The 26,893-nt window shown below is 43.0% G+C and carries 20 protein-coding genes; 5 read left to right on the forward strand and 15 right to left on the reverse strand.

Annotated features, from left to right (window positions below; all coding sequences use genetic code 11):
- Positions 1–16 precede the first annotated feature (16 nt).
- The 3 genes from AB8P51_RS03390 (at position 17) to AB8P51_RS03400 (ending at position 4,042) form a co-directional block, all read left to right on the forward strand.
- Positions 17–970, forward strand: a complete 954-nt coding sequence (locus tag AB8P51_RS03390) for an acetyl-CoA carboxylase carboxyltransferase subunit alpha (RefSeq protein WP_369747352.1) — start codon at positions 17–19, stop codon at positions 968–970.
- Positions 971–1,137: 167 nt separating this feature from the next.
- The gene (dnaB, locus tag AB8P51_RS03395; protein WP_369747692.1) at positions 1,138–2,691 is read left to right on the forward strand and encodes a replicative DNA helicase; all 1,554 of its coding nucleotides are present in this window, start codon (positions 1,138–1,140) and stop codon (positions 2,689–2,691) included.
- A 103-nt stretch (positions 2,692–2,794) separates the two neighbouring features.
- Positions 2,795–4,042: an asparagine synthetase B gene (locus tag AB8P51_RS03400; RefSeq protein WP_369747353.1), complete on the forward strand. Its 1,248-nt coding sequence runs from the start codon at positions 2,795–2,797 to the stop codon at positions 4,040–4,042.
- Here the strand turns inward: AB8P51_RS03400 and AB8P51_RS03405 are convergent.
- Positions 4,039–4,854 (reverse strand): HAD family hydrolase, encoded by an 816-nt coding sequence (locus AB8P51_RS03405; protein WP_369747354.1) that lies wholly within the window; start codon positions 4,852–4,854, stop codon positions 4,039–4,041. The two genes, AB8P51_RS03400 and AB8P51_RS03405, sit on opposite strands and share 4 nt — an antisense overlap.
- Before the next feature lie 78 nt (positions 4,855–4,932).
- On the opposite strand from AB8P51_RS03405, the gene AB8P51_RS03410 reads away from it, so the two are divergent.
- On the forward strand, positions 4,933–5,358 hold the full coding sequence (locus AB8P51_RS03410) for a secondary thiamine-phosphate synthase enzyme YjbQ (RefSeq protein ID WP_369747355.1): 426 nt from the start codon (positions 4,933–4,935) through the stop codon (positions 5,356–5,358).
- Between the two features lie 74 nt (positions 5,359–5,432).
- Here AB8P51_RS03410 and rplT read toward each other — a convergent pair whose 3' ends face one another.
- The 9 genes from rplT to AB8P51_RS03455 form a co-directional block, all read right to left on the reverse strand.
- Positions 5,433–5,777, reverse strand: a complete 345-nt coding sequence (gene rplT, locus AB8P51_RS03415; protein WP_369747356.1) for a 50S ribosomal protein L20 — start codon at positions 5,775–5,777, stop codon at positions 5,433–5,435.
- Between the two features lie 84 nt (positions 5,778–5,861).
- Entirely contained in the window at positions 5,862–6,059 is a 198-nt protein-coding gene (gene rpmI / locus AB8P51_RS03420; RefSeq protein ID WP_369747357.1) for a 50S ribosomal protein L35, read from the reverse strand.
- A gap of 38 nt (positions 6,060–6,097) precedes the next feature.
- Complete coding sequence (gene infC, locus AB8P51_RS03425) at positions 6,098–6,646, reverse strand: translation initiation factor IF-3 (protein WP_369747693.1); 549 nt, start codon at positions 6,644–6,646, stop codon at positions 6,098–6,100.
- A gap of 41 nt (positions 6,647–6,687) precedes the next feature.
- Positions 6,688–8,628 carry a threonine--tRNA ligase gene (gene thrS, locus AB8P51_RS03430; RefSeq protein WP_369747358.1) on the reverse strand — a complete coding sequence of 647 codons (1,941 nt, stop codon included), beginning with the start codon at positions 8,626–8,628 and terminating at the stop codon, positions 6,688–6,690.
- Between the two features lie 68 nt (positions 8,629–8,696).
- The gene (locus AB8P51_RS03435) at positions 8,697–8,954 is read right to left on the reverse strand and encodes a DUF6095 family protein (protein ID WP_369747359.1); all 258 of its coding nucleotides are present in this window, start codon (positions 8,952–8,954) and stop codon (positions 8,697–8,699) included.
- A gap of 62 nt (positions 8,955–9,016) precedes the next feature.
- Positions 9,017–9,910 carry a DUF4249 family protein gene (locus AB8P51_RS03440; protein ID WP_369747360.1) on the reverse strand — a complete coding sequence of 298 codons (894 nt, stop codon included), beginning with the start codon at positions 9,908–9,910 and terminating at the stop codon, positions 9,017–9,019.
- Positions 9,911–9,918: 8 nt separating this feature from the next.
- A complete protein-coding gene (locus AB8P51_RS03445) occupies positions 9,919–12,318 on the reverse strand; it encodes a carboxypeptidase-like regulatory domain-containing protein (protein WP_369747361.1) in 2,400 nt (799 codons plus the stop codon).
- Between the two features lie 98 nt (positions 12,319–12,416).
- Positions 12,417–14,639, reverse strand: a complete 2,223-nt coding sequence (locus AB8P51_RS03450) for an NADP-dependent isocitrate dehydrogenase (protein ID WP_369747362.1) — start codon at positions 14,637–14,639, stop codon at positions 12,417–12,419.
- 712 nt (positions 14,640–15,351) lie between these two features.
- Positions 15,352–16,665 (reverse strand): carboxypeptidase-like regulatory domain-containing protein, encoded by a 1,314-nt coding sequence (locus AB8P51_RS03455; protein WP_369747363.1) that lies wholly within the window; start codon positions 16,663–16,665, stop codon positions 15,352–15,354.
- A gap of 476 nt (positions 16,666–17,141) precedes the next feature.
- Between AB8P51_RS03455 and AB8P51_RS03460 the strand changes: the two genes are divergently transcribed.
- Positions 17,142–17,387, forward strand: a complete 246-nt coding sequence (locus AB8P51_RS03460; protein ID WP_369747364.1) for a hypothetical protein — start codon at positions 17,142–17,144, stop codon at positions 17,385–17,387.
- Between the two features lie 21 nt (positions 17,388–17,408).
- Here the strand turns inward: AB8P51_RS03460 and AB8P51_RS03465 are convergent, their stop codons facing one another.
- The 5 genes from AB8P51_RS03465 to AB8P51_RS03485 form a co-directional block, all read right to left on the reverse strand.
- Entirely contained in the window at positions 17,409–18,971 is a 1,563-nt protein-coding gene (locus AB8P51_RS03465) for an amidohydrolase family protein (RefSeq protein ID WP_369747365.1), read from the reverse strand.
- A gap of 7 nt (positions 18,972–18,978) precedes the next feature.
- Entirely contained in the window at positions 18,979–21,495 is a 2,517-nt protein-coding gene (locus tag AB8P51_RS03470) for a M14 family metallopeptidase (RefSeq protein WP_369747366.1), read from the reverse strand.
- 101 nt (positions 21,496–21,596) lie between these two features.
- The gene (locus AB8P51_RS03475) at positions 21,597–22,814 is read right to left on the reverse strand and encodes a sensor histidine kinase (protein ID WP_369747367.1); all 1,218 of its coding nucleotides are present in this window, start codon (positions 22,812–22,814) and stop codon (positions 21,597–21,599) included.
- 186 nt (positions 22,815–23,000) lie between these two features.
- Positions 23,001–26,363 (reverse strand): preprotein translocase subunit SecA, encoded by a 3,363-nt coding sequence (secA, locus tag AB8P51_RS03480; RefSeq protein ID WP_369747368.1) that lies wholly within the window; start codon positions 26,361–26,363, stop codon positions 23,001–23,003.
- Positions 26,364–26,574: 211 nt separating this feature from the next.
- Positions 26,575–26,799: a DUF2795 domain-containing protein gene (locus tag AB8P51_RS03485; RefSeq protein WP_013551418.1), complete on the reverse strand. Its 225-nt coding sequence runs from the start codon at positions 26,797–26,799 to the stop codon at positions 26,575–26,577.
- Positions 26,800–26,893: the final 94 nt, after the last annotated feature.

Consider the following 26,893-nt stretch of genomic DNA (forward strand, 5'->3'; position numbering starts at 1 on the left):
ACCGAAACAAAACGAGATGGAATACTTGGATTTTGAACTACCCATTAAGGAATTAGAAGAGCAGCTGGAGAAATGTCAGATCATTGGGGAGGAGAGTGATGTAGATGTAACGGAGACCTGTAAGCAGATAGAAAAAAAACTGTCTGAAACAAGGAAAGAGATTTATAAAAATCTCTCGGCATGGCAAAGGGTACAACTTTCCAGACACCCAAACAGACCCTATACCCTTGATTATATCCGGGCTATTTGTGGTGAGACCTGGCTTGAACTCCACGGAGATCGGAATGTTAAGGATGATAAAGCTATGATCGGAGGCCTGGGAAAGATAGGGGATCAAAGCTATATGTTTATCGGGCAGCAGAAAGGATACAATACCAAAACAAGGCAATTGAGAAATTTCGGTATGGCAAATCCGGAAGGGTACAGAAAGGCATTGCGCCTGATGAAGTCGGCCGAAAAATTTAATATTCCCGTAGTTTGTTTTATCGACACTCCAGGAGCATATCCCGGGATTGAAGCAGAGGAAAGAGGACAGGGGGAAGCTATTGCGAGGAACATACTGGAAATGACTCGACTGAAAGTTCCGATTATAGTTGTTATCATCGGAGAAGGGGCGTCAGGGGGAGCGCTTGGAATAGGTGTGGGAGATAAAGTATTGATGCTGGAGAACACCTGGTACTCTGTTATCTCACCCGAATCATGTTCTTCCATCTTGTGGCGTAGCTGGGAATATAAAGAAGTTGCTGCCTCGGCATTAAAATTAACCGCCACCGATATGAAACGGTTAAAGCTTATCGACGAGATCGTCAAAGAACCCGAAGGTGGAGCTCATGCCAACCGGGATAAAACCTTTGACATTGTAAAAAACAAAATCAGTAAACATTACGAGCAACTTGAAAAGTTATCACCAAAAGAGCTGGTGAAAATGCGAATGGACAAGTATGCTAATATGGGAGTTTTCAGTGGGTAAAACGCTGTGTTAAAAGCTTTGACAAAAACCGGAGTTAAAGAACTCCGGTTTTTTTATGTTATCAACACAATTTTGTAACTTATCAACACACAGATTGTTGATGAACCGTTAATATCGGAAATCCAATTTTAAATGTTAACTTAAGGTTAATGCATACTTTTGCAGCTATGGAGAAACCAAATCCCGTTATTGGTCATAAAATTGGCAAAGCGTCGCTAATCAACCTTGAGAAAGGCAAGATTCCACCTCAAGCCGTTGATTTAGAGGAAGTTGTGCTTGGTGCTATGATGATCGATAAAAAAGGGGTTGACGAAGTAATCGATATTCTCCACCCCGATGTCTTCTACAAGGATGCGCATCGGTTTATCTACGAAGCCATCTTTAAGTTGTTCGAAAGCTCCGAACCGGTGGATTTATTAACCGTTTCAGCCCAATTGCGGAAGGAAGGAAAGCTCGATCAGGTAGGAGGGGATTTTTACCTGATAAAACTCACCCAGAAAGTAGCCAGTTCTGCCCATATTGAATTTCACGCCAGGATCATCCTCCAGAAATATATCCAGCGTAGTTTAATTAAAATCTCAAGTGAGATAATAGAAGATGCTTATAATGAGGGGACTGATGTTTTTGACCTTCTCGATAACGCTGAAGCCAAACTATACGAGGTAACCCAGGGGAACTTAAAACGCTCAGCGGAAACAGCTCAGAATCTGGTCATCCAGGCCAAGAAAAAGATAGAGGAAATATCTAATAAAGATGGACTCAGTGGTATTCCATCCGGATTTGATAAAGTAGATAAGTTAACCTCAGGTTGGCAACCAAGCGATTTGATTATTATCGCTGCACGACCCGGAATGGGGAAAACGGCCCTCACCCTCTCCATGGCGAGGAATATGGCTGTGAATTCTAATATCCCCGTGGCTTTCTTCTCCCTGGAGATGTCGTCTGTGCAGCTGATAACCCGTCTCATTTCCTCGGAAACCGGTTTGTCTTCAGAGAAATTACGTACAGGTCGCTTAGAAAAACACGAGTGGGAACAGTTAAATGTAAAGGTAAAAGCCCTGGAAACAGCACCCCTGTTTATCGATGATACTCCTTCTCTTTCAATCTTTGACCTCAGGGCAAAGGCAAGACGATTGGCTTCTCAGCACAAAATAAAACTTATCGTTCTGGATTATCTGCAACTTATGACCGCCGGTGGAAGCCAGAAAGGTGGGAACAGGGAGCAGGAAATATCTACTATTTCCCGAAACCTTAAGGCATTGGCCAAAGAACTTAATATCCCGGTTATTGCCTTATCCCAGTTATCGAGGGCAGTGGAAACCAGGGGCGGAAGTAAAAGACCTATCCTATCAGACCTCAGGGAATCCGGAGCGATCGAGCAGGATGCCGATATAGTTTCCTTTATTTATCGTCCTGAATACTACAAAATCGACGAGTGGGACGATGAAGAACGAACCCCTACGCAAGGACAGGCCGAGTTTATCGTTGCAAAACACCGGAATGGTGGTTTAGATAATATTAGGTTAAAATTCATTGGTCAACTTGGTAAATTTGATAACTTGGATGACTTTGATTCTCCATTTGAATTCCAGTCGAAGATGAATGCAGACGGAGAAAACCCGTTCATTACTAAAAATCTGCCTAATGCCGACGAAGCATTTGGAAGTAGTTTGAACGATAATCCAGACCTAGACCCGGATGATAACGAAGTCCCATTTTAAGAATACCTATACTCAAAACTTTTTATCAGAGCTTTTGTTATTTAAACCTGCGATACTTTGGTTTGAATCTCTTCCAAGGATTAAACGATTGAGAACCTTTTTAATGCTGGTAATTCTCATCAGTTTCTCAACTTCCTCTTTTGCAACAATGATCCTGCTCCCCATGGACGCTGAAAGTCAGGAAAACCACCTTAAAGCCTATGGTATCACATACTGGGTGCTCACTAAGGAGCAGAAGGTACAGTGGTTGCTTAATTATCGGGGAGGCTCTTTTCTGCTTCCTGATGGCGAATCGATCAGAAGGGAATGTCAGATTAGGGGAGTGTCTTATGAAATAATTTCAGATGCCAAAGCAGAGGCCATTCTCGACGCCATAAGCAGCCCGTCTCAGAATCAGGAGGCGGTAATCCTGGAAAAGGCACCGAAAATAGCCGTTTATAGTCCGAAAGAAAATCAACCCTGGGATGATGCCGTAACTATGGTGCTTACCTACGCTGAAATACCTTATGTTACCGTTTACGATGAAGAAGTGCTCAATGACCAGTTGGCTTTGTACGACTGGCTGCACCTCCACCATGAAGATTTTACCGGGCAATACGGGAAGTTCTACCAGGCATATCGCACTCAACCCTGGTACATTGAAGGAAAATTAAGGGCTGAAGAAAGGGCCAGTAAACTAGGGTATTCCAAGGTCTCTGAAGAGAAAGGTGCGGTAGCCAAGAAGATCAGGGATTATGTAATAGGAGGTGGATTTATGTTTGCCATGTGTTCCGCCACTGATAGTTTTGACATTGCCCTTGCTGCACAAGGAGTAGATATTTGCGAACCTATGTTCGATGGAGATCCTTCAGAACCTAATTATCAGGGAAAACTGAATTTCAGAAATACCTTTGCCTTTGAGAATTTTACCCTGGAACGAAATCCCTTGCGATACGAATTTTCGTCAATTGACATGACAAATAAACGACGTAATGTCCCCAGGGAATCGGATTATTTTACCCTGATGGATTTCTCCGCCAAATGGGATCCTGTGCCTACAATGTTATGCCAGAACCACACCATGCTGGTAAAAGGCTTTATGGGGCAGACCACGGCCTTTGAAAGGAGTGAGATTAAACCTGTAGTGCTGGTACTAGGGGAAAATAAGATTAACGGTGAAGCCCGATATATACACGGAATTAAAGGAAAAGGATTTTTTACATTTTATGGAGGGCATGATCCCGAGGACTATCAGCACAGGGTAGGTGATCCCAAAACCGAGCTCGAGCTACATCCCAATTCTCCGGGATACCGACTTATTTTAAATAATGTACTATTCCCTGCTGCAAGGAAAAAGAAACAAAAGACCTAGGTGAGGCTTTTTACCAATTCCTCCAATATCATTTCCACACCCATTTCTTCATTACTTTTTGTATGGTATCTGGCTGCCTTTAAGACATTGGGGTGTGCATTTGCCATCGCAAAGCTGAAATCGGACAAAGCGAGCATTTCCAGGTCGTTGTTATAGTCTCCGAAGACCATGGTTTCCGACGGACCTATACGGAGTTCCCGTTGAATCATTTCCAATGCATAGCCTTTATGTGCATTGGGATGAGAGATATCTACCCAGTGCTGTCCTGAGATCTTCACCATCAGGGAATCCTCATAGGGGGAAACAAGCGGGTAAATATGTTGCTCTGAACTTTCAAAATGATAAGCAGCAATTTTCATCACCTCCTGATCAAAGCCGTGAAGATCATCAATAACCTCAAACTCTGTATAGTATTCCCGTAGTACGCTCAGAAATTTTTTGGAATGACCGGAAACATAAGCATTGTTCCTAGCACATAGAACCGGATGAATATGGTTGTTCTTGTGCAGGGATTGGAGAACGGAATTTTTAATATCGGGATTTAATGGGGTGGAAACAATTTCTCTTTCGCCCTGCATGGCGAGTCCGCCATTTTCTGCCACAACGAATATCCTGTCGCGAATAGGCTCCAATTTGGAAACAATACTGTTGTATTGTCTTCCGCTGGCTGCGGCAAAATGAACCCCTTTTGAGCTAAGGGCCTCAAATAACTGGAAAAATCGTGAACTCACCTGATGTTCAGGATTGAGTAGTGTCCCGTCCATATCGGTGACCACAAGTTTAATTCCTGAGATGTCGGGGAGTCTTTGCATTTTAAGTTACAAAGGTATTTGTATTGTTTAAATTGTGTGTTACTTTAAGGGAAAGTATTACAACTAATTGATTTCCATATGTTGATTATTCATCAGAAAGAAATTACCCTCGCCCCGTACCCAAGAGGTATTCATCTGATTACCAGAAGGATCGTTCAGGAAATACCTGAAATTAAGGGAATAAGTATGGGGATGCTGCAGGTGTTTATTAAACACACTTCGGCCAGTCTTACCATTAACGAAAATGCTGATAGCACTGTTCGCGAGGATTTTGAAAGGCATCTCAATGTGATGGTTCCTGAAAATGCTCCCTACTATGTCCATACGTATGAGGGTCCTGATGATATGCCGGCACATATTAAGGCATCCATGATGGGTTCGAGTGTCCAAATACCCATCACCAACGGGGCGCTCAACCTGGGAACATGGCAGGGGATCTACCTATGTGAACATCGCGATCGTGCACAAGGGCGATCACTTCTAATAACTATATGGGGCGTATAGAGTCTTGGTAAATACAGGCGCAAAAAAAACCCTCCGATTACTCGAAGGGTTTTTAAGCGAGAATATTAATAAATCTATTTTACTTTATCGACCACTGCCTTAAAAGCCTCAGGATGATTCATAGCCAGATCGGCCAGAACTTTCCTGTTTAGTTCGATGTTATTGGCTTTTACTTTTCCCATGAACTGAGAATAAGACATTCCGTGCATTCTGGCACCGGCATTGATCCGGGTAATCCAAAGGGAACGGAAATTTCTTTTCTTATTTCTTCTGTCCCTGTAGGCGTAAACCATCGCCTTTTCGACGGCATTCTTAGCAACCGTCCATACATTTTTACGTCTTCCAAAGTATCCTTTGGCTTGCTTGAGCACTTTTTTTCTTCTGGCTCTGGAAGCAACTGAATTTACTGATCTTGGCATTTTTCTTTAGTTTTTTGTAGCAGGCGGCTGATATACAGCTCTTTTAGGCCCGACTCCACGGTTAATACTTATTACCTTGTTGCGTTATTTTAATCGCAACTGCTCCTTAATACTATTCTCATCGGCACTGTGTACCAGAGTAGAATGTGTTAAACGGAGCTTACGCTTTTTTGATTTCTTGGTCAGGATATGACTCTTGTAAGCGTGCTTCCTTTTGATCTTTCCAGAACCGGTTAGCTTGAACCGCTTTTTGGCACTGGATTTTGTTTTCATCTTAGGCATTGTTCCTTTATCTTATGATTAATCTCGCTATGGTATTCTTACTTTTTCGTCTTTGGCGCTATGAACATCGTCATCCTTTTTCCTTCCAGTCTCGGCATTTGTTCAACCTTCCCAAATTCCTCCAATTCCTGCGCTAATCTCAACAATAGGATCTCTCCTTTGTCCTTGTAAACAATCGACCTACCTTTAAAAAATACGTAGGCCTTCAATTTGGCTCCTTCTTTGAGGAACTTTTCTGCGTGCTTTTTCTTAAACTCGTAATCGTGATCGTCCGTATTTGGACCGAACCTAATCTCTTTAACAATTACCTTTGTAGCCTTAGCCTTCATCTGCTTTTCGCGCTTCTTCTGCTCGTAAAGGAATTTTTTGTAATCTATGATCTTACAAACCGGGGGTTCGGCATTAGGCGATATTTCAACTAAATCTAATCCCAGTTCTTCAGCCTGATTAAGGGCCTCTTTGATCGGATAGACTCCCATTTCAACATTGTCACCAACGAGGCGTACCTCGGATGCTAAAATCTTATTGTTGATCTTGTGAGGGTTCTTGTTCTCCCTCCTGGGTTGGGGTCTGAATCTTCTGCGTATTGCTATGGCTACTTCTTTTTAATTAAACTTTTTATTTGTTCTTAAAACGTCTTTAATGTACTATTTATTTCTGTTTCAACCAAGTCGGTAAACTCGTCTATACTTATACTGCCTAAATCCTCTCCTCCGTGTCTTCGTACCGATATGGTTCCTTTCTCTTCTTCACTCTCTCCTACGATGAGCATAAAGGGAATTTTATTCATTTCCGCTTCCCTGATTTTCTTCCCCACCGTCTCATTCCTCGCGTCAATGAGCGCGCGAATTTCGTTATTTTCTAACGATTTTGAAACTTTTTCCGCATATTTTTCGTGTTTCTCGCTGACTGGCAGTATGATAGCCTGATCAGGAGTTAACCAGAGCGGGAAATTACCTCCTGTGTGCTCCAGTAAGAGGGCAATAAATCGCTCCATACTTCCAAAAGGAGCCCTGTGGATCATCACCGGTCTGTGTAATTCATTATCACTGCCTTTATATGTAAGCTCAAAACGTTCGGGTAGGTTATAATCCACCTGTATGGTACCCAGCTGCCAGTTCCTGCCGAGGGCATCCTTTACCATAAAATCGAGCTTGGGCCCATAAAATGCAGCCTCTCCGGCCTCCACTTTAAAATCTAAGCCTTTTTCTTCAGCGGCATTGATAATGGCCTGTTCTGCCTTTTCCCAGTTATCTACCGAACCTATGTACTTCTCCGGTTTATCGAGATCCCGAACAGATACCTGGGCAGTAAAATTATCAAAGCCAAGGGATCCCAGCACATAAAGAGAAAGATCAATCACGTTTTTAAATTCCTGATCTAATTGTTCCTGGGTGCAGAAAATATGGGCATCATCCTGTGTAAAGCCCCTTACGCGGGTAAGACCGTGCAATTCTCCACTTTGTTCATAGCGATATACGGTGCCAAATTCTGCGTATCGCTTCGGCAATTCCCTGTAACTGAATGGCTTAGCGTTGTATATCTCACAGTGATGCGGACAATTCATCGGTTTAAGCAGGAATTCTTCATCTTCCTTGGGTGTATGGATAGGCTGAAAACTGTCTTCCCCGTACTTAGCGTAATGGCCGGAGGTGACATATAATTCCTTTTGCCCGATATGAGGGGAAATGACCATCTCGTACCCCGCTTTTTTCTGTGCTTTTTTCAAAAATTGCTCGAGCCGTTCCCTCAGGGCTGCACCTTTAGGTAACCACAGGGGTAGTCCCTGTCCTACCTTTTGTGAGAAGGTAAAAAGTTCCAGTTCGCGGCCGAGTTTTCTGTGATCTCGTTTTTTAGCCTCCTCCAGCAGTTCAAGATATTCGGTCAGTTCCTTTTGTTTTGGAAAGGAGATGCCGTATACCCTTGTCAGTTGTGGATTTTTCTCATCCCCACGCCAGTAAGCCCCGGCAACACTAAGTAATTTTAGTGCTTTGATATACCCTGTATTTGGGATGTGTCCCCCGCGGCAGAGATCGGTAAAGCTATCGTGATCACAAAAGGTGATGGTTCCGTCTTCCAGGTTGGAGATCAGCTCTACCTTGTATTCATTATCCTGTTTTTTATAATAATTGAGGGCATCCTCCTTACTCACTTCCCGCATTTTATAAGGGTGTTTCCCCCGGGCAATCTCTATTGCCCGTTTTTCGATCATGGGAAAGTCCTTTTCGGAGATACTGTGTTCTCCAAAATCTATATCGTAGTAAAAACCATTTTCTATTGCCGGACCTATGGTGAGTTTTACACCGGGATATAGCTCCTCAATGGCCTGAGCCACCACATGAGAGGAAGAATGCCAAAACGCTTTTTTTCCAAGATCATCTCTCCAGGTATACAGCGTGAGGCTTCCATCCTGGTTTAAGGGGGTCACTGTTTCAACAATCTGGTCGTTGAATTTTGCAGAAATAACGTTTCTTGCCAGGCCCTCACTGATATCTCTGGCGACATCCATTGGGGTAACCCCTTCGTTAAAAGTCTTGACGGAACCGTCGGGAAGCGTAATATTGATCATATTTATGGCCTTTCTGGGCGTGGCAAAGATAATGTGTTGTGCCTAAGCGGACAATAGTCTGCCCTTACTTAATTCTCTTTGGGTGATGCTTTACCAAATAAAGCATCTACCACAGTTTTTATACTGTAAAATCCCATGGCAATAGCGGCCAGCGCCAGGATAGCCCCCACAATGAGGACAGGGAGATACCAGGGATGTTCCTGATTCTTAAAAGCCTGGTAGAGTACGACAGGGGCAGTAAACATAAGAGCGACAGTATAGGCGAGATATTTAACCCCTTTTAATAACAATTCTTTATTCGTCCTGCGACCTGAGCTGTTTTTCATATTGCACTAAATTACAAATTAAGGGACAGTAGGAGAAGAGATCAATCTAAAAGTGGGAAGTATCAATTGATGGTTACCTGAGCTTTTTCTTCCTGTACGAGGGCAAAATAACCCAGGGGAAATACCTCAGGCTGATCTACATTATCCAGTACATCTATATTATCCAAATCTGTGACATCAAAAACATTACCCCTTACTGTGGTCACCGGAGTTTGAAATGGACCCTGAATATCACCACTTTGTTCGATCAGCTGATCCATATAGTTGTAAAATGTCTGATCAGATCCCATAACACTTATATCAAGTACCGTTCCCGGCTCAAAACTATCTTCGTAAAAGAAAGAAAATTCAAATTCCTGTCCTTGATAAAATTCATCTTCTGTTACCAGATACTCCCCAAAACCAAAGTCGAACAGATAAAAATTATCCACATTGGGCTGATCTGTAAAATTTACGATGATTTCCGTTTCATTATCTCCGAACAGCGTGCCGGTTCCTTGTCTGACGGAATTAATAGGAACAGTACGAACGTATTTCGTCTGGGCCAGGTATAGTCGACCCTGATGCCTGATGAAAAGTGTATAAACGTAATCCCGATCAAGGGTTGTGGTGGGTATTCTCTGGTCTGAGCTGAAATTGGGATCAGGTACATAAACCCCCGATCCGGGACTTGTCTCTGCCAGGGTTGATGACCCCTGATTTATAACAACATTGTCTTCGATCTCCTCATAGGTAATAAGAACACTTTCTGCTGAAGTGGGCACATTCTCCTCGAAAAAGTTACTGGAAAGGGATAAGCTGACCTCTACAGGAACATAAGGTTCAGTTTCGTCTACCCTGATGAGTCCGTTTACCACAAGCCTGGTGTCCTGATCTGGAAGGTCCACGTCTATCACATCTTCGCAGCTCAATAAGAGGGAAGTGAATATCAGGGAAAAAACTAGTAAGCGTTTCATTAGACTACTTAGAATTTAAAATTATAGGTTACAGCAGGTACAATCCCGAATATTGAGGTTCTAACTGCCTCATTTACTCCTGTGTCCTGGTTTCTTCTGAAATTGATTGACGCCGCATTCATTCTGCTATAGACGTTGTAAATACTGAATACCCATTCGGCCTGTAATTTGCGTTTATCGTTCTTTTTTGGGGTTAAGGTTGCTGAAATATCGAGGCGATGATAATCGGGCAGTCGCTCCTCATTTCTCAAGCCATAAAAAGGTACGGTAAGGCCCTCAAACTGAAACTGCCCCACGGGATAATTTGTCGGTTGCCCGGTCTGATAGACAAAGTTGGTATTGAATCGCCATTTCTTATTCAGATCATAGCTGCCGTAGAGGGAAACGTCATGGGTTTTGTCATAGGGGGTGCTGTACCAATTTGAAAAATTGATTCCGGTTTCCCGATTCGACCTGCCATTATCAAAGGAAGGGGTTCGCCCTGGGGTGCGTTGTTCGGATCTCGATAAAGTATAGGCTACCCATCCCTTAAAACGACCTTCGTTCTTCCGAAATAGCAGTTCGAGACCGTAAGCTCTTGCCTGTCCGTTGAGGATGACCTGCTCAATAGCATTATTTGCAATAAGATTTGCTCCGTCAATATAGTCGATCCTGTTCTGGATGTCTTTGTAAAATACCTCGGTTTCCAGACTGAATTCTCCCTCTGAAAGGGTCCTGAAGTACCCCAGGGCATACTGGTCGAGGATCTGAGGTTTAACAAACGGGCCGCTGGGTGTCCAGACATCCAAAGGGGTAGGGGAGCTGGTGTTCGACAGCAGATGTAAATATTGAGTTATTCTCGTATAACTGGCTTTTACAGACTGTTCCGGGTTCAGGGTATAAGCAAGAGCAATCCTTGGTTCCAGATTGGTAAAACTGGCCAGTTGCTCACTTCTTCCCGGGGTAATAGTGCCGATAGGGGTAGCTTCCTGATAAACCAGCAGGAAAGGATCGAAGATCACGGGGTTGTCATTTTCATATACGTTCAGTTCATCCTGACCAAAACGGATAAAATGACTTAAGCGCAGCCCATATTGTAAACTAAGCGCAGAGGAAAGCGAATGTTCTACATCTACATAGGCGGCAAATTCATTGGCGTATTTTTTTGTCAGCTGTTCTTCCAGTATTCCGGAATCAGGACTATTGGGAACAATTTTGCCGGGATTGAAGGTATAGTAGATATTGTTGATCCCGTAATTCACCTGGAAAGTATCGCTGAGGTAATGCTTCAGGTCGTACTTTAAATTAAAATTTCTGATCCCGGAATTCCATTTAAATCCGACAAAATCCAGTTCCAGACCGTAGTAGAAATCAGAATAGATCAGGGATAGATTACTGAATAACTTATCGGAAAACAGGTGGTTCCACCTGAGGTTTAAAACGCTGTTACCGTAGATGTTTTCGAAATTATCAGAGATGGCAAAGACATCACGGCCAAAATAACCTGAAAGAAACAGGTTGTTATTGGCGTTGAGCTTATAATTTAATTTTGTGTTCAGATCGTAGAAATAGGCGGTATTATCCACGTCGAATAGTGGGAGGAAAAGATGGGCATAGGATGCTCTTCCCCCAATGAGAAAAGCCGATTTGTCCTTTACAATAGGACCTTCTGCGAGCAATCTGCTCGCCACAACACCAATCCCGCCATTCATCTTAAACTCCTTGCTGTTTCCTTCTTTCTGAAAAATTTCAAGCACCGAAGAAACCCTTCCCCCGTATCGGGAGGGTATGGCCCCTTTGAAGAGTTTAACATCTTTAATGGCATCCGGATTGAAAACGGAGAAGAAACCAAAGAGATGAGAGCTGTTAAAGATTGTTGCTTCATCGAGGAGGATAAGGTTCTGATCGGCTGCACCTCCTCTCACATTAAAGCCGGAGGCCCCTTCTCCCGCATTACTTACTCCGGGTAGGAGAAGTAAAGATTTGATAATATCGGCTTCCCCCAACACAACAGGGATATTTTTTATGGTCTGTACAGCAAGCGTATTTACACTCATCTGAGGCTTGCTGATATTGAGTTTTTCAACGTTTTCAGTTACTACTACTTCTTCCAGGATTTGAGCTTTTTCGGCCATCTGGAAGTTCATTTTTCGGTTTTGGTCAAAAGTTACGGTCTCAACAATATCCTCAAATCCCAGATAGGTGATTTGCAATTCATAGGTGCCCTGCGAGAGGGTTAGGGAGTAGAAACCGTATTCATTGGTTGTAACTCCTGTTCTCAAAGAGGGGATCGCGATAGTAACACCAATTAAGGTCTCATTACTGGAAGCCTCAGTGACAGTACCACTGATTGTATAGCGATTCTGTGCGATGCCGAGAATAGAGATGAAGAAAAAGAAAATCGGGAGAAACCGATTTACCGAATGCATAGTATATTTTTCCTAAAAATAATAAAGTTTAGGACATTTCAGGTGCATGGAACAGAATAGTAAGGGATAAAATTGCCAGACCGTCACTTTTATCCTGTTTATCCCAGTTCTTTTAGAATGGTATTCAAAGTATTGCTGGGCCTCATGGCTTTCTCTAGCAGGGCCGGGTCGGGTTTATAATAACCACCGATCTGCTGCTTTTTCCCCTGAGCGTCCTCCAGTTCTTTAAGAATTGCAGGAGTCTGTGTTTTCAATTGCTGATAAATGTGATTAAAGGTATCCTTTAGTTTTGGATTCTCACTTTGTTTAGCCAGTGCCTGAGCCCAGTACAGGGCCAGGTAGAAATGACTTCCACGGGTATCCAATTCACCAACCTTGCGAGAGGGAGATCTGTTGTTGCTCAGAAAATCTTCAGTAGCCTGATCAAGTGCCTCGGCCAGAATATGGGCTTCGGGATTTGAGTTTTTCTGACTGTAGAAATCCAGGGATACAGCAAGGGCAAGGAATTCACCCAGGGAGTCCCACCGTAAATGTCCTTCCTCCAGAAATTGTTCCACATGCTTTGGTGCTGATCCACCGGCTCCGGTTTCAAACAAGCCTCCTCCTTTCATCAGCGGAACTATAGATAACATCTTTGCACTGGTTCCCACTTCGAGAATAGGAAAAAGGTCGGTCAGATAATCACGCAGCACGTTTCCTGAAACAGAAATTGTATCCTTCCCTTCCTTAAGTCTTTTCAGTGTTGCACGGGTTGCCTCAACAGGAGATAGGATTTGGATATCAAGACCTGTCGTATCTTCTTTGGGAAGGTACTGTTCTACTTTTTTAATCAGCTCCCTGTCGTGTGCCCTGTCCTTATCTAACCAGAAAATGGCCGGAGTCTGGGTAGCCCTTGCGCGGGAAACGGCCAGTTTGATCCAGTCCTGAACAGGGAGATCTTTCACCTGGCACATTCTCCAGATATCCCCTGTATTTACTTTGTGCTCGAGTATGGTTTCTTTGGAATAAGTGTCGACAACACGGACCATTCCATTTCCCCTGATCTCAAATGTCTTGTCATGTGAGCCGTACTCTTCTGCTTTCTGGGCCATCAGTCCTACGTTGGGAACTGTCCCCATAGTACGTGGATCAAAAGCCCCGTGTGTTTTGCAAAATTCTATGGTTGCCTGGTAAATACCTGCATAACTGCTGTCCGGAATTACCGCCTTAGTATCCTGCAGTTCTCCATTCTGATTGTACATCTTTCCGGAAGTCCTGATCATGGCAGGCATGGAGGCATCGATAATCACGTCGCTGGGCACGTGTAAATTTGTTATACCCTTATCAGAATTAACCATGGCGAGCTGGGGTCCTTCCTCAATAGATTCCGTGATTTCCTGCTCAATTTCTTTGCGCTCCTTCTCGGGTAATTGGTGAATTTTTTCAAGCAAACTCTCTAAGCCATCATTAGCACTGATCCCCATCCTGGCAAAGGTTGATGCGTGTTTTTTAAATACTTTGGAGAAGTACACTTCCATAACATGTCCGAAAATGATGGGGTCGGAAACCTTCATCATAGTAGCTTTCAGATGCACTGAAAACAAAATTCCACTCTTTTTGGCATCGGCCACTTGTTCCTTTAGAAAGGAAAGTAGCGCGTCTTTGCTGAGTACAGAGGCATCGATAATCTCCCCGGATTTCACAAGGATGTCACCTTTGAGCAGCGATCTTTCGCCTTTCTCATCGATATATTCAATGGCAAGAACGGTATCCTTTGGCAGGGTGAGGGATTTTTCATTCGATTTAAAATCTCCCGAAGACATTGTAGCCACATGAGTTTTGGAGTCAGGCGACCAGGGTCCCATTCTATGTGGATTCTTTTTGGCGTAATTCTTAATGGGTTTAGGAGCCCTTCTATCAGAATTTCCTTCCCTGAGGACAGGATTTACAGCACTACCTTTGATTTTGTCATACCGGGCTTTGATGTTCCTTTCCTGTTCTGATTTTGGTTCATCCGGATAAAGCGGAACCGGGTAGCCCTTTTCTCTCAGTTCTTCAATTGCTTCCTTCAATTGAGGAATAGATGCACTGATGTTTGGAAGTTTAATAATATTGGCATCCGGCGTTTTTGCCATTTCACCCAGAACGGCAAGGTCGTCTGAGATACGTTGTTCTTCTTTCAGGAATTCCGGAAAATTAGCTATGATCCTTCCTGCCAGGGAAATATCCTTTGTGACAACTTCCATATTGGCCGTTTTGGTAAAGGCTTTTACTATTGGTAGAAATGATTGAGTTGCCAGGGCCGGAGCCTCATCAGTAAGGGTATAGACAATTTTGGACATGTAAGGAATTGATTAGTATTCGAGCCAGCAAATATACAATATTTATGTAGGGAAAAAAGGTCTAAATCCTAATCAGTGGCGGGAATTAAAGGAGATTAGTAACAGAGTGTAAAAAAACAAAAGCCATATCATTGTACAGGTACATTGACATGGCTTTCTAGAAACAACTTGCATTTTTTTGGCACCGAAGTACCAAAAAACCATTCCTAAGAATGACGGCACTGCTGTTTCAACGTTTGAAACAATCTTCGTTCTTAATTTTTCAACCAAGACCCGATTCCTGTCTCTTCTTGTTGCGGTGATATGTTCTCCTCTGATACCTAACCCTGAGGTTGCGCATTCGATTTGTTCATATCCTTCTAATTTTTGAAAACCGAGGCTTTCTTCAATTAGTATGTTTTTCTTTTCCGAAAATCGAAATTCCCGGTCGTGAAAATGCCCATAGCAACAATATAAAGAACGTCAACTCTATAATGGTTTTAGATATTACCCACAAGGAGCTTCCCTCAAAACCATAGGTAAATATAACATAAACATTAGATAAAGCAAATTTAGTAAGGGTTTAAAAATCAACATCTTATAAACCTTAGTTATAAACAATTGTTTATAAGTCTGAGAATTTTTAGGTCGGTTTTATTCAACCGCCATAAAAACAAAACCGCCCAGGCTGGTGGACGGTTTTTAAAATATATGTGTGGGATTAGTAATGGTGCTATCCTTGTTTTCTCAACTGACGTTGTATTTTTTTGATGGCAGATTCAATCGACTTTTCAGGTTCAATAATATTATACTCTCCCCAGAAGTCTGGATCTGAGAATCCTGAAGCCTCATCACTCAGAATCATCGTCGATTTGAGTCGGTCTCTATACCTAGGTTCAGAAAGGTCAGAGTTCTTTTCCCAATCAGTGACCGCCATCTCACAGGTCATGCTGTAAACCGAATTAAACAACTTTTTGTCCCAATTTATTTTAAATTCGAGCAGGGCATTACTGTAGCCGTAGTACCACCTTCCGTTTTTTTCCCTGTAGTCAACCCTGTAGGCTACTTCCACGGGATAGACATCCGCATTTCTGGGCTTTTTTCGTACAAAAAGTCTGCTGGCCTTGTCCCTGTCTGTAATGTTAAGAGAATAAATTGCACTGGTTAGCACCTTCTTCTCTACATCTATAAACAATTCTCCACGGTATAATGGATCGAGGATATTATCCTTCTGATTAAAACTGATCACGTAAATCAGCCTGTCATTGATCCGTGTAGAACGGTCAAATCGGAAATCGTAATCGTCGATGGATTCTTCTGAAAAAATATACTCCGGATATTTCATTACATCCACATAAAGGGCATTAAATGGTCCTCCCTGTAATTTCAGAACCAGGGTATCCAGCTTACTGTAGTCGGTGCTTTTTCGCGATTTGAACATTTGTACTGCATCTCTTCGACTTGAAGTATAGGGTGTTTTAAAGATGGAGACCACAGCCTCTGAGAGGGAGACGTTCCTTCTTCTTTTTTTAATGGTTTCCCTGTAAAATGCAGTCATGACGCTGGGGTCCTGCAGGTAATTCTCTCCTTTTTTCCTCAGGGTCTCTTTTACCAGGTTAACTGCCTCTCTGGGGACACTTATATTTACTTCAGGTAATTCAGTAACCAGCACATCGAGGCCTATTCGATTTTTCTCCTGAGTTAGGGAAGACAGGGGAACTGTCTTTGACCTGTAACCCAAAAAGCTCACTTCAAGGGTAGTACTTTCTGTATTTGCTGGAACTTTCAGCAAAAATCCCCCCTCGGTATTGGTCACCGTACTGATATTGGTGCCAACAAGAGTAAGGCTTGCGAATACGAGCGGTTTGTTGGTTTCACTATCGACAATTTCACCTTTGTAGGAGGTGTATTCTTCATTTTGTGCCATCACATCCTGGAAGGCGTAATTCTGGATAGGAATCCCGACAGACAGCACAATAGCAAGGAGCAAAATCCTCCTGTAATGCCGGAGGTCTAACATTGATTTTTTAATTAAATTCTTTTTCATGATCATAATAATTATTCCGGAAAATCTTCATCGGTTCGCTTCATGATATCTGATGTAAAACTAAAAAGCAATAAGCAAACTTCAGGTAGGATGAGTTTTTTCATGATGCAGTATTTTAAGATTGATTTGATCTGGTAGGATCAAAATCACTGTATCTCTAAAGATACAAAATTGGACAATGCAGATCACAAGGTTTCGGTCTTCTTTTCCGGGATAGGGAGCCGATGTATTAAACTGATTTTTTCAACTTTATTGACCGAATATGACAATGGTATAAATTTTTCCCATCCTCCGTTTTTTACGATGAAATGTCAATTTCAAAGACTACTTGTTCATGGCTTTCGAAATCTTCACCGAGGAAATATGACCCTTGATCCGGTTTTCTTCCACATACCGAAAAAATACTGAAATTCAGCGATTTACAGGCCAACTAGAACTAAAAGGGTGGTTATTTTAATAGACGAAACACCCAAATCGTGAAAGCTATTTTAACCCTCTTCCTGCTATTGTCATGCACTACAGGAATCTTTGCTCAGGATCATGCTAAAATTGAAAATCATCAAATGGATTCTCTTCTGGTCAATCGGCCTGCTTTTTCTCTATTTAATAGGAAAATTAAAAAGGCTGAAACTGAGAAAATAGTACGATTGTATCGTTTTAAAAATGCCCGTATAAAATCCGAGTTAGCATTTAAAACTAAGAAACAACGCTTTACCGTTTAAATAAACACACTATGACTCTATTTATTCTTTTACTCCCGGTTGCAGTATTTTGTAGTTTTCTGCTTGTTTTTTCTCCCGCACTAACTGTTTCACGTCCTCTAAGAGTGCCTTCGCGTCGTAGATGATCCCATCCTTTACTGTATAGCGAACACCACCAACTCTAACCACCTCGTTGTCTTCGGTTAGTTTTATGGCCCCTGTACCGTAAAGCACTTTTATGTTTACTAAAGGGTTTTCTGCCACAATCACAAAGTCGGCTAATTTCCCTACTGTCACAGTTCCGATTTTATCACTAACCCCCAGGGCCTCTGCCCCATTAAGGGTGGCACTTCTGATGATTTCCAAAGGGTGAAATCCCGCTTCGCGGAGTAATTCCAGTTCCCTGACATAGGCAAAACCGTAGAGTTGAAATATAAAACCAGAATCTGATCCCGTAGTCACCCTGCCTCCGCGATTTTTATACTCATTGACGAAAGTCATCCACAAGCTGTAGTTTTTCTTCCAGGCTACTTCCTGCTCAGTACCCCAATAGTGCCAGTAGGAGCCATGCGATATTTTACTGGGCTGATAAAATTCCCAGAGAGATGGAAGGGTGTATTCTTCATGCCATTCTGCTCTGCGCGCCCGCTGTAAGTCCCTGCTCGCCTCGTAGATGTTAAAAGTGGGGTCTAAGGTAAAGTCGAGCGATATCAACTCGTCCATAACCTCATTCCAGTGCTCGGAATACGGAGGTGCAGCCTGTTGCCATAATCTCCCGGCTTCCTCAAACCGGTGTTGTTCATTGTTGTAATTGTAGTCTAAGGGATAATCCTGTACCGTTCTGTCGGTGAATAAGGCTTCAGGCAGGCCGTACCAGTGTTCCATAGAGGTGAGACCTGCTCTAGCCGATTGTAGTACGTTCCAGCGGGCTACATCAAGTTGAGCATGATGGCAGGCTGATCGAAGTCCGAGTTTCCTGTTTTCATCAAGAGCTGCAGTCATGATCTCCGGAGGTGCCCCAAAAAACTTTATTCCATCCGCTCCTTTTTTTGCATTGTTACGGACCCATTCCCTTGCCATTTCTGGTGTGCTGATTTCTTCGCTGCTTCCCTGTCCGAATCCGGTATAAGCAAAAATCCTCGGAGCAATTATCTCATTTCTTTCACTTTTCCTTTTGAGATCCAAAGTAAAATCAATTCCCCTGCCACTGGGCTCCCGGATGGTAGTTATCCCGTGTCCCATCCAGAGTTTAAAAACATAGTCAGGATCTGCTCCCTGAGAATTCCCTCCGATATGACCATGCATATCTACAAAGCCAGGCATTAAATACATACCTGAACAATCCAGCTCACGGCCGCCGGGCGCTAACTGTGGTCTTCTCGATTCCCTGATCTCGACCCCCGGATAACCCACCACCTGAATTTTTTTGATAGTATTATTTTCAACCACAATATCAACCGGGCTTATTGGAGGTGCTCCGTTTCCGTTGATCAGGGTTACACCTCTGATAATAAGTTGAGAAAAAGGACCATCACCCTGAGTTGACTGTCCAAAGGATATAAAACTGATTACTAAGCAGCTTGTTAAAAGGAAGAGTTTCTTCATCTGGAGATTATTTAGGCACATTAATATGATTACCCAGGAAAAGGGCATTGAGAAACAGTCGGTTGGTTCCGTACCAGGAGCCTCTGAAATTGGGATTATCGGCAAACATAACCACCCGTCCACCGCCGATTGGACTAACGATCAGAGAGGCTGAATTTTTTAAAAACTTATCCCTGTTCTTATCGGTAATGAACCCATCAATCAGAGGGTTATCGGTATACTGAGCTACAGTGGAATATTCGTTTTTACTGGGTTTAAGCCACACAGTATTATTTTTATAAACTGGCAGTAAGGCCTTCCGGTATCCGAAGCCCAGTGGGTGCGTCAGGTCTAATTTGGTCTGTACTATTATTCCGCCAACACTTTCCTTCCCCAGATTTTCGCCGGCATCTCCGTAGGGTTTCCTCTCTGCTACAGCCGTGGAATCCTTTTCTTCTGAAACAAGGGATTCTTTTACCAGTTTTTTATCAATTGCCCACTTTGAGGCAGTTCCAATCGTGATCAGCGTATTGCCTTTTTCTACCCATTCTTTTATTTTTTCAAGGCCCTTGTCATCGAAGGAGTAGGACCCTGAAACCATCACCAAAGTGTTGTATTTATCGAGATTTACCCTTCTGAAGTTTCTGATAGGAATTTTGGTAATGGGCATGTGAACACGGGTGTCGAGGAGGTGCCAGATTTCACCGGCTTCGTATGATCTGACGCCTTCCCCTATGAGCATTGCCGCTTTGGGTTTTGTAACCGGCCTTACAAACCTGCTCCCCAGGTCGATCCCTGAAAGATTGTAACCAGTATTAACGGCATACATGGGTACCTGATATTTTTGCTGTGCTTCGCTCAATATTCTGAAGACCTCCCCGGAATCTTTTTTCTGAAGTTTTACGGGGATCAGTAAAGTTCCATAATTGAAGGATTTATTTCCCGCATACGTTGTAGACGAAAATGATCTGAAAGAAGAAGAAACCACCAGGCCTTCCGACTGCAAATGATGTAATACGGCCGGCGCATTATAATCGTCCCAGTCGACCAGATAAGCATACTCCGACCTTCCTACGGGTGTAACCGTTGACAGCTGGTCAAGAGCAGTAACCGGTGTTCCCTGTGTCTCCCTGCTGGCGACCTTATAGTCTATATTGTAGAAATTGGCAAGCGACCAGGCCGAAGCGTCATAAAATACGCTATCCCTGTACCTGGAATAGGTTTCAAATACCGTCTGAACCATGCGGTACTGGGGTTGACGGGTAGGCACAAAAAAAGACTTATCCCCATTTTGAAATACCTTTACCTTGTGAAGCAGCAATTTGTCAATAAATGCTTTTACGCGGTTTTGATCATAATCATCCCCGAAGGTATAGCCCTTAATTTTGGATGCAGTAGCTCTGGAAAGGGCAGATTTAAAGAAATCCTGCTGATATTTGCGCAAATAGGTTTTGTTTTCCACGGCGGCGCGAACCGTTGTTATACTTGAGGTGTATTGGTTGCGAATGGTAAAAGGGAAGGTAATTTCTCCAAAGGCCGTCGTTTGTTTGTGCCCTCTGGAACTTGCCTGTTCAAACAAAAGACCTAAACCTCCTTGCAAATCAGGATAGGAAGAACCGTAACCGGGATAAGTGCCATCAAATACCTCCTTCGTAAAATAAAGGGATCCTATGCTATCGAGGGCCTTCGCAAAATAAGCCCCGAACATATTGTTGAGGTCTACATAATTTTCTTTGGGCATGATAGGATTAAGAGAACCATTGGCCTTCATCGGTTCGAAAAAGTAAGAACTCTGCGAACCCATTTCGTGGAAATCGGTAACCACATTGGGATACCACTGATGGTACCATGTTAATTTCCCCCTGCTTTCCGGATTGATTGCCAGTAGCCAATCCCGATTCAGGTCGAACCAGTAATGATTCGTCCTGCCTCCCGGCCAGTATTCATCGTGTTCTGCGTCCTGGGGATCAGCAACTAATGGAGAACCCTGGTATGAATTCGCCCACTGAGTGTGACGATCCCTGCCATCAGGATTGATGGTGGGGTCGATAAAGATCACGGACTCGTTAAGGTATTTTATTATTTCCCCCGCCTCCGAAGCTGCAAAGGTGTATGCTGTGAGAAGGGCAGCCTCTGAGCTGGAAGGTTCATTGCCATGAACATTGTACGCAAGATTTATAAAGACTGGGACGTCGTTATAATTAGAGGCATTGGTGGAAGGGTCCGTAAAGGCCAGATGTTGCCTCTTTAATTCAGTGATGTTAGCCAGGTTTTCAGGTGTGCTGATAGTGAGTATACTCAGAATTCTTCCTTCATGCGTTTTCCCATATTCGGCGAAACTAATGCGGGAAGACAGCTCGGCCAGTTTTTTAAAATAGGCAACGATCAGATCGTGGCGCGTATGACGTTCGCCAATCCCATACCCCAGGAATTCTTCAGGGGAGGGGATATCCTGATTAAAGGGTTGGTATTTCTTGAGAAAGTATTCCTGTGCAAAGAGATTGGTAGTTAGGCATAAAAGGAGAACAAATGTAATTTTTCGCATAGTTTTCAATGGATTATATGGTCTTTAAATATAGGGATAAACCACATAAGCACACAGCAATTTATTGCTGAATGCATAAGATTAAAGCAGGATTATCCGACTCAGGCTACAGAAGGAAAAGGCTGTGGTTCTATTTCCCTGAATTTTACAATATAATTGGTTCCTTTTTTTGATGGATCCTTTGTAATGGTGCCTTTTAGTTGTCTGGCGAGATTGTGAATCAGTTTTAGGCCAAGTGACCCACTGTTCTTCACATTCAAGGTCTCAGCATAGCCTGAGCCATTGTCGCCGATCTCCAAAACATAACTGTGTTCGTCTTCCTGGTCAATTGAAATATGGATTTCGCCTTCGTGATCATCTTTGATACCATACTTGAGCGAGTTTGTAATAGCCTCGTTAATAAGCAGGCCGAGGGGAATCGCAGTATCAATGCCTAGTTCAATATCCGGAATATCAATATTTAGAGTGACTTTGTTATTGGCCCCTTTGAGGGATTTTACCAGGTATTCGCATAATTCCCGCACATAGGTCTTATACTGGATTTTAGAAAGATCTTCCCTCATATAGAGCATCTCATGAACCATAGCCATAGAAATTACACGATTCTGACTACTTTTCAATATACTTTTTGTCCTTGGATCTGATATTGATCTGCCCTGTAGGCTGAGAAGACTCGATACGGTCTGTAAATTGTTTTTTACCCTGTGGTGGACTTCCTTCAGTAAAGTGTCTTTTTCCTCGCTGCGGGCCTGCATTTCTCTTTTTGATTTGTACAATTGATGGTGTACGATCATCAGGTTCTTTCCGAAAATCCCTCCCAGCAAGTATATGGTGAACAATACACTGAGTAGTGCAAAAATATCCCTGGCATTTTCAGGAACATGATTGAGGATATTCAGGGAAAAATACCTGCCCTGTACAAAGAAGAGGATCGTAAGGATAGAGATTATAAAGAGATAGGTTTTTCCGTAAGTTCGGGTTGTGGCATAACCCGCCAGCACAAGTAATCCGAGGGTAAAGATGAACGGACTTTGGATTCCACCGCTCATCAAAGTGATCGCAACAGTAGAAACAAGGCTTGTTATTGAGGCAATATTATAAGTAAGAGAAAGATTTTTGTGCGTTTTATAGGCATAGGTGTTGGCAAGGCTGAAAAGGGCGTAAAAAAGGAAAATAAAAGAGAATGCAGAGTGTATTTTTAAGAGAAAAAAACAAATCAGAAAGAATACAATGCTTAGTACAGACGTAAAAGTTGTCGCCTTGAGAAGCAGACTTTCCTTGTCTCTGTACCGTTCCTGGTCGATGTAGTTTTTTTTCATAATCCCTGTATTTAGCAGATATAACGGGGCATTTACTGCTTATTTTCCTAAACCTATGCTGTAAAGCTACTTATGTTTTGTAAGATAATCAATACCCCGTAGCCCTAAAGTTTTATGTGGCCGGAGGTGGGAATAAAAAAAGGACAGCCGTAAAGCCGTCCTTTTTATCTGTGGGATCATTGATTTTTAATCCTCTATTAACACCCATTCTCCTTTGTCTAAGAGGGGTTCTGCCTGTTTATATTTTATGGTTTTGCTTTCACCAGACATTACATTCTTGATCGTAACACGGTCATTACGGCCAATTTTTGGTCTGTCACGGATAATCGTTTCTGTCACTTGAGGCCTGCCGCCCTGTGTCTGCCCTGCCGCCCTGTTCTGAGCCGCCAGTTCATCACTGTTGGGTATCTCCTCCTTGGTAGTTTTCAATGTCTCCTTAGAGCGTCGTACATTTCTGGCCTCTTGTATATCCTCAGTATTTCCTGATGGCAGCTCCCCTTTAAACAGGAAGGAAACGACATCTTTATTTACCTTATCTATCATTCCTTTAAAAAGCTCAAAGGCTTCAAATTTATAGATCAGCAATGGGTCTTTCTGCTCGTGAACGGCAAGCTGAACCGACTGTTTCAGTTCATCCATTTTCCGCAGGTGAGTCTTCCAAGCCTCATCTATGATAGCCAGGGTTATATTCTTTTCAAAATCCGTAATCAGCTGTTTTCCATTGCTTTCATACGCATTTTTAAGATCGGTGACCACATTCAGGGTTTTGATCCCGTCGGTGAAGGGCACAACAATACGTTCGTACTTATTTGCACTGTCTTCGTATACTTTTTTGATCACAGGAAACGCCGTTGCAGCACTCCGTTCCATCTTTTCCCTGTAATGATCGTAAACTGCAGAATATATCCTGTTGCTTATCTCCAAATAACTGAGTTTGCTGAACTCTTCCTCCGAAATAGGGGAGGTAATTGAGAAATATTTGATCAGCTCAAACTCAAAATTCTTGTAATCATTGGCTTCTTTGTTCAACTCTGAAATAACTTCGCAGGTGTCGTAGATCATATTGGCGATGTCCACTTTTAATCGTTCACCCTGGAGAGCGTGCCTTCTGCGCTTGTATACTACTTCCCGCTGGGCGTTCATCACATCATCGTATTCCAATAATCTCTTTCTGATACCAAAATTATTTTCCTCCACCTTTTTCTGGGCTCTTTCTATAGACTTGGTCATCATGGAGTGCTGAATGACTTCTCCCTCCTCAAGTCCCATCCTGTCCATCATCTTCGCAACCCTGTCTGAGCCGAACAGGCGCATCAGGTTATCCTCCAGTGATACGTAGAATTGTGAACTTCCCGGATCACCCTGTCTTCCCGATCGACCTCTTAACTGACGGTCTACCCTTCTTGAATCGTGACGCTCTGTACCGATAATGGCAAGGCCACCGGCTTTTTTAACTTCGTCGGAGAGTTTAATGTCTGTACCCCGTCCTGCCATGTTGGTGGCAATCGTTACCACGCCCGGATTTCCGGCCTCTGCAACTATGTCTGCTTCTTTTTTATGGAGTTTGGCATTAAGTACGTTGTGGGGAACCTTTCTGATATTAAGCATCCTGGACAGCAGCTCCGAGATCTCAACAGAAGTCGTACCGATAAGGATAGGTCTTCCCTGTTGGGAGAGCTGTGTTACCTCATCGATTATCGCGTTGTACTTTTCCCTTTTGGTTTTATAGATCAGGTCTTGGCGGTCATCTCTGGCAATAGGCTTATTGGTAGGAATCTCCACTACGTCGAGCTTGTAGATTTCCCAGAGCTCTCCGGCCTCGGTGACAGCCGTACCGGTCATACCGGCCAATTTGTTATACATCCTGAAGTAATTCTGCAGGGTTACGGTAGCGAAGGTTTGGGTCATCGCCTCAATCTTCACATTTTCCTTTGCCTCGATTGCCTGATGGAGTCCGTCTGAATAGCGTCGACCATCCATGATTCTTCCTGTCTGCTCGTCTACGATCATTACCTTGTTCTCCATCACCACGTACTCCACATCCTTTTCGAATAAGGTATAGGCCTTTAAAAGCTGACTCATCGTATGGATTCGCTCACTCTTTACGGCAAAATCCTTGAAAAGTTCTTCCTTTAACCGGGCTTCTTCTTCAATATCGAGTCCCTGGTTTTCGATCTTGGCAATTTCACTTCCTATATCCGGCATCAGGAAAAAATCTTTAGCCTGATCCCCGGAGATATATTCAATTCCTTTGTCTGTTAATTCAATCTGGTTATTTTTTTCGTCGATAACGAATAAAAGTTCAGAATCTACTACAGGCATTTCCCTGTTGTTGTCCTGCATGTAGAAATTCTCGGTTTTCTGCAGTAATTGCTTGATCCCCTCTTCGCTTAAATACTTGATAAGCGCTTTGTTTTTTGGTAGCCCACGATGCACCCTAAGAAGAAGAAGTCCGCCTTCCTTGGTATCTCCCTCCGCTATTTTTTTCTTTGCTTCTGCCAGTACCGCAGTAAGGTGCTTTCTTTGTTTTTCTACAATATCAGTGACCTTCGGCCTGAGCTCATTAAATTCGTGCCGGTCTCCTTCCGGTACGGGTCCGGAGATGATCAATGGGGTTCTTGCGTCATCGATCAGGACCGAATCCACCTCATCCACGATAGCGTAATAGTGGGGTCTCTGTACCAGATCCCCGGGCGTATGAGCCATGTTATCCCTTAGATAATCGAAACCAAATTCGTTGTTGGTGCCATAGGTAACATCTGCATTGTATGCAGCTCGCCGGCCATCCGAATTGGGTTTGTGTTTATCTATACAATCAACTTTTAGCCCGTGAAATTCAAAAATGGGTCCCATCCACGCACTATCCCGTTTTGCCAGGTAGTCGTTTACGGTTACCAGGTGTGTTCCTTTTCCAGGTAGAGCATTGAGGTACAATGGCAAGGTAGCCACCAGGGTTTTTCCTTCTCCGGTCTGCATTTCTGCCACTTTCCCCTGATGAAGTGCAATACCCCCTATGAGCTGTACGTCGTAGTGTACCATGTCCCAGGTTACTTCTTTTCCTGCTGCATCCCATGAATTTTTCCATATGGCTTTATCACCTTCAAGGCTTACATAATCCTTGGTTCCGGAAAGTATCCGGTCATTTTCAGTGGCAGTAACTTCCAGGGTATCATTGTCTTTAAACCTTCTGGCAGTTTCCTTAACGACGGCAAATGCTTCGGGGAGTATATTATCAAGCGTCTCCTGTGTCAATTTGTACGCCTCTTCCTCTAATTTGTCAACTTCTGCGTAAAGCTCTTCATTTCTATCAATATCGGTGGATTGTTCCACTTCGAGTTTGATTTTATTTATCTCCTCTGTCAGGGAAGCGCATGTTTCCGCTATCAAAGATTTAAATCCTGTCGTTTTAGCTCGAAGTTCATCATTTGACAATGTCTGGAGCTGATCGCCAAAGGCATTAATCTCATCCACCAAAGGGCCTAACTCCTTGACATCACGTTTGGATTTATCCCCAACAAACGCTTTAATAACACTATTTAGTAAACTCATGAAATTATTCTTTTCCCCTTCCCAATCTCAGGTAGTCATGCGGGCAGAGGTATATTTATTTAAATTCTATTGGATCCGGTATTTACGTTAAAAAAAGGGGGTCAAAAGCCGTTCCACTTTTGTCAAATCCGGATTTCCTGCTATAAGTATGTCAAAATTACATAAAAAAAAAGCCTCCGAAGAGACTTTTTAACGCTATTTAAACATTCTATTAATATTCATCCTCATTCCAGAGATAGTCCTCTTCCGTAGGATAATCTGGCCATATCTCTTCGATACTTTCATAGATCTCACCCCCTTCTTCTTCCATCGACTGGAGGTTTTCCACAACTTCCAAAGGAGCTCCGGTTCGGATCGCGTAATCGATCAATTCATCTTTGGTCGCCGGCCAGGGCGCATCACTCAAATAGGATGCTAATTCTAAGGTCCAATACATGGTAAAAGTATAATTTGTAAATTTTTGCAAAAATAATTTTTAAACTCAGACCACCAAGTTTTTTCGGCTTTATTTATAAAGTTTTTGCAATAAT

The organism is Muriicola sp. SD30, assembly GCF_041205185.1.
GTDB lineage: Bacteria > Bacteroidota > Bacteroidia > Flavobacteriales > Flavobacteriaceae > Muriicola.

Coding starts and splice junctions, on each gene's coding strand:
- AB8P51_RS03410 (WP_369747355.1), top strand. CDS start 4,933: ATGTTGATTATTCATCAGAAAGAAATTACCCTCGCCCCGTACCCAAGA.
- AB8P51_RS03400 (WP_369747353.1), top strand. CDS start 2,795: ATGCTGGTAATTCTCATCAGTTTCTCAACTTCCTCTTTTGCAACAATG.
- AB8P51_RS03435 (WP_369747359.1), bottom strand. CDS start 8,954: ATGAAAAACAGCTCAGGTCGCAGGACGAATAAAGAATTGTTATTAAAA.
- AB8P51_RS03405 (WP_369747354.1), bottom strand. CDS start 4,854: ATGCAAAGACTCCCCGACATCTCAGGAATTAAACTTGTGGTCACCGAT.
- dnaB (WP_369747692.1), top strand. CDS start 1,138: ATGGAGAAACCAAATCCCGTTATTGGTCATAAAATTGGCAAAGCGTCG.
- AB8P51_RS03485 (WP_013551418.1), bottom strand. CDS start 26,799: ATGTATTGGACCTTAGAATTAGCATCCTATTTGAGTGATGCGCCCTGG.
- AB8P51_RS03390 (WP_369747352.1), top strand. CDS start 17: ATGGAATACTTGGATTTTGAACTACCCATTAAGGAATTAGAAGAGCAG.
- rpmI (WP_369747357.1), bottom strand. CDS start 6,059: ATGCCTAAGATGAAAACAAAATCCAGTGCCAAAAAGCGGTTCAAGCTA.
- secA (WP_369747368.1), bottom strand. CDS start 26,363: ATGAGTTTACTAAATAGTGTTATTAAAGCGTTTGTTGGGGATAAATCC.
- AB8P51_RS03440 (WP_369747360.1), bottom strand. CDS start 9,910: ATGAAACGCTTACTAGTTTTTTCCCTGATATTCACTTCCCTCTTATTG.
- AB8P51_RS03465 (WP_369747365.1), bottom strand. CDS start 18,971: ATGAAGAAACTCTTCCTTTTAACAAGCTGCTTAGTAATCAGTTTTATA.
- AB8P51_RS03450 (WP_369747362.1), bottom strand. CDS start 14,639: ATGTCCAAAATTGTCTATACCCTTACTGATGAGGCTCCGGCCCTGGCA.
- AB8P51_RS03445 (WP_369747361.1), bottom strand. CDS start 12,318: ATGCATTCGGTAAATCGGTTTCTCCCGATTTTCTTTTTCTTCATCTCT.
- thrS (WP_369747358.1), bottom strand. CDS start 8,628: ATGATCAATATTACGCTTCCCGACGGTTCCGTCAAGACTTTTAACGAA.
- AB8P51_RS03475 (WP_369747367.1), bottom strand. CDS start 22,814: ATGAAAAAAAACTACATCGACCAGGAACGGTACAGAGACAAGGAAAGT.
- AB8P51_RS03455 (WP_369747363.1), bottom strand. CDS start 16,665: ATGAAAAAGAATTTAATTAAAAAATCAATGTTAGACCTCCGGCATTAC.
- AB8P51_RS03470 (WP_369747366.1), bottom strand. CDS start 21,495: ATGCGAAAAATTACATTTGTTCTCCTTTTATGCCTAACTACCAATCTC.
- rplT (WP_369747356.1), bottom strand. CDS start 5,777: ATGCCAAGATCAGTAAATTCAGTTGCTTCCAGAGCCAGAAGAAAAAAA.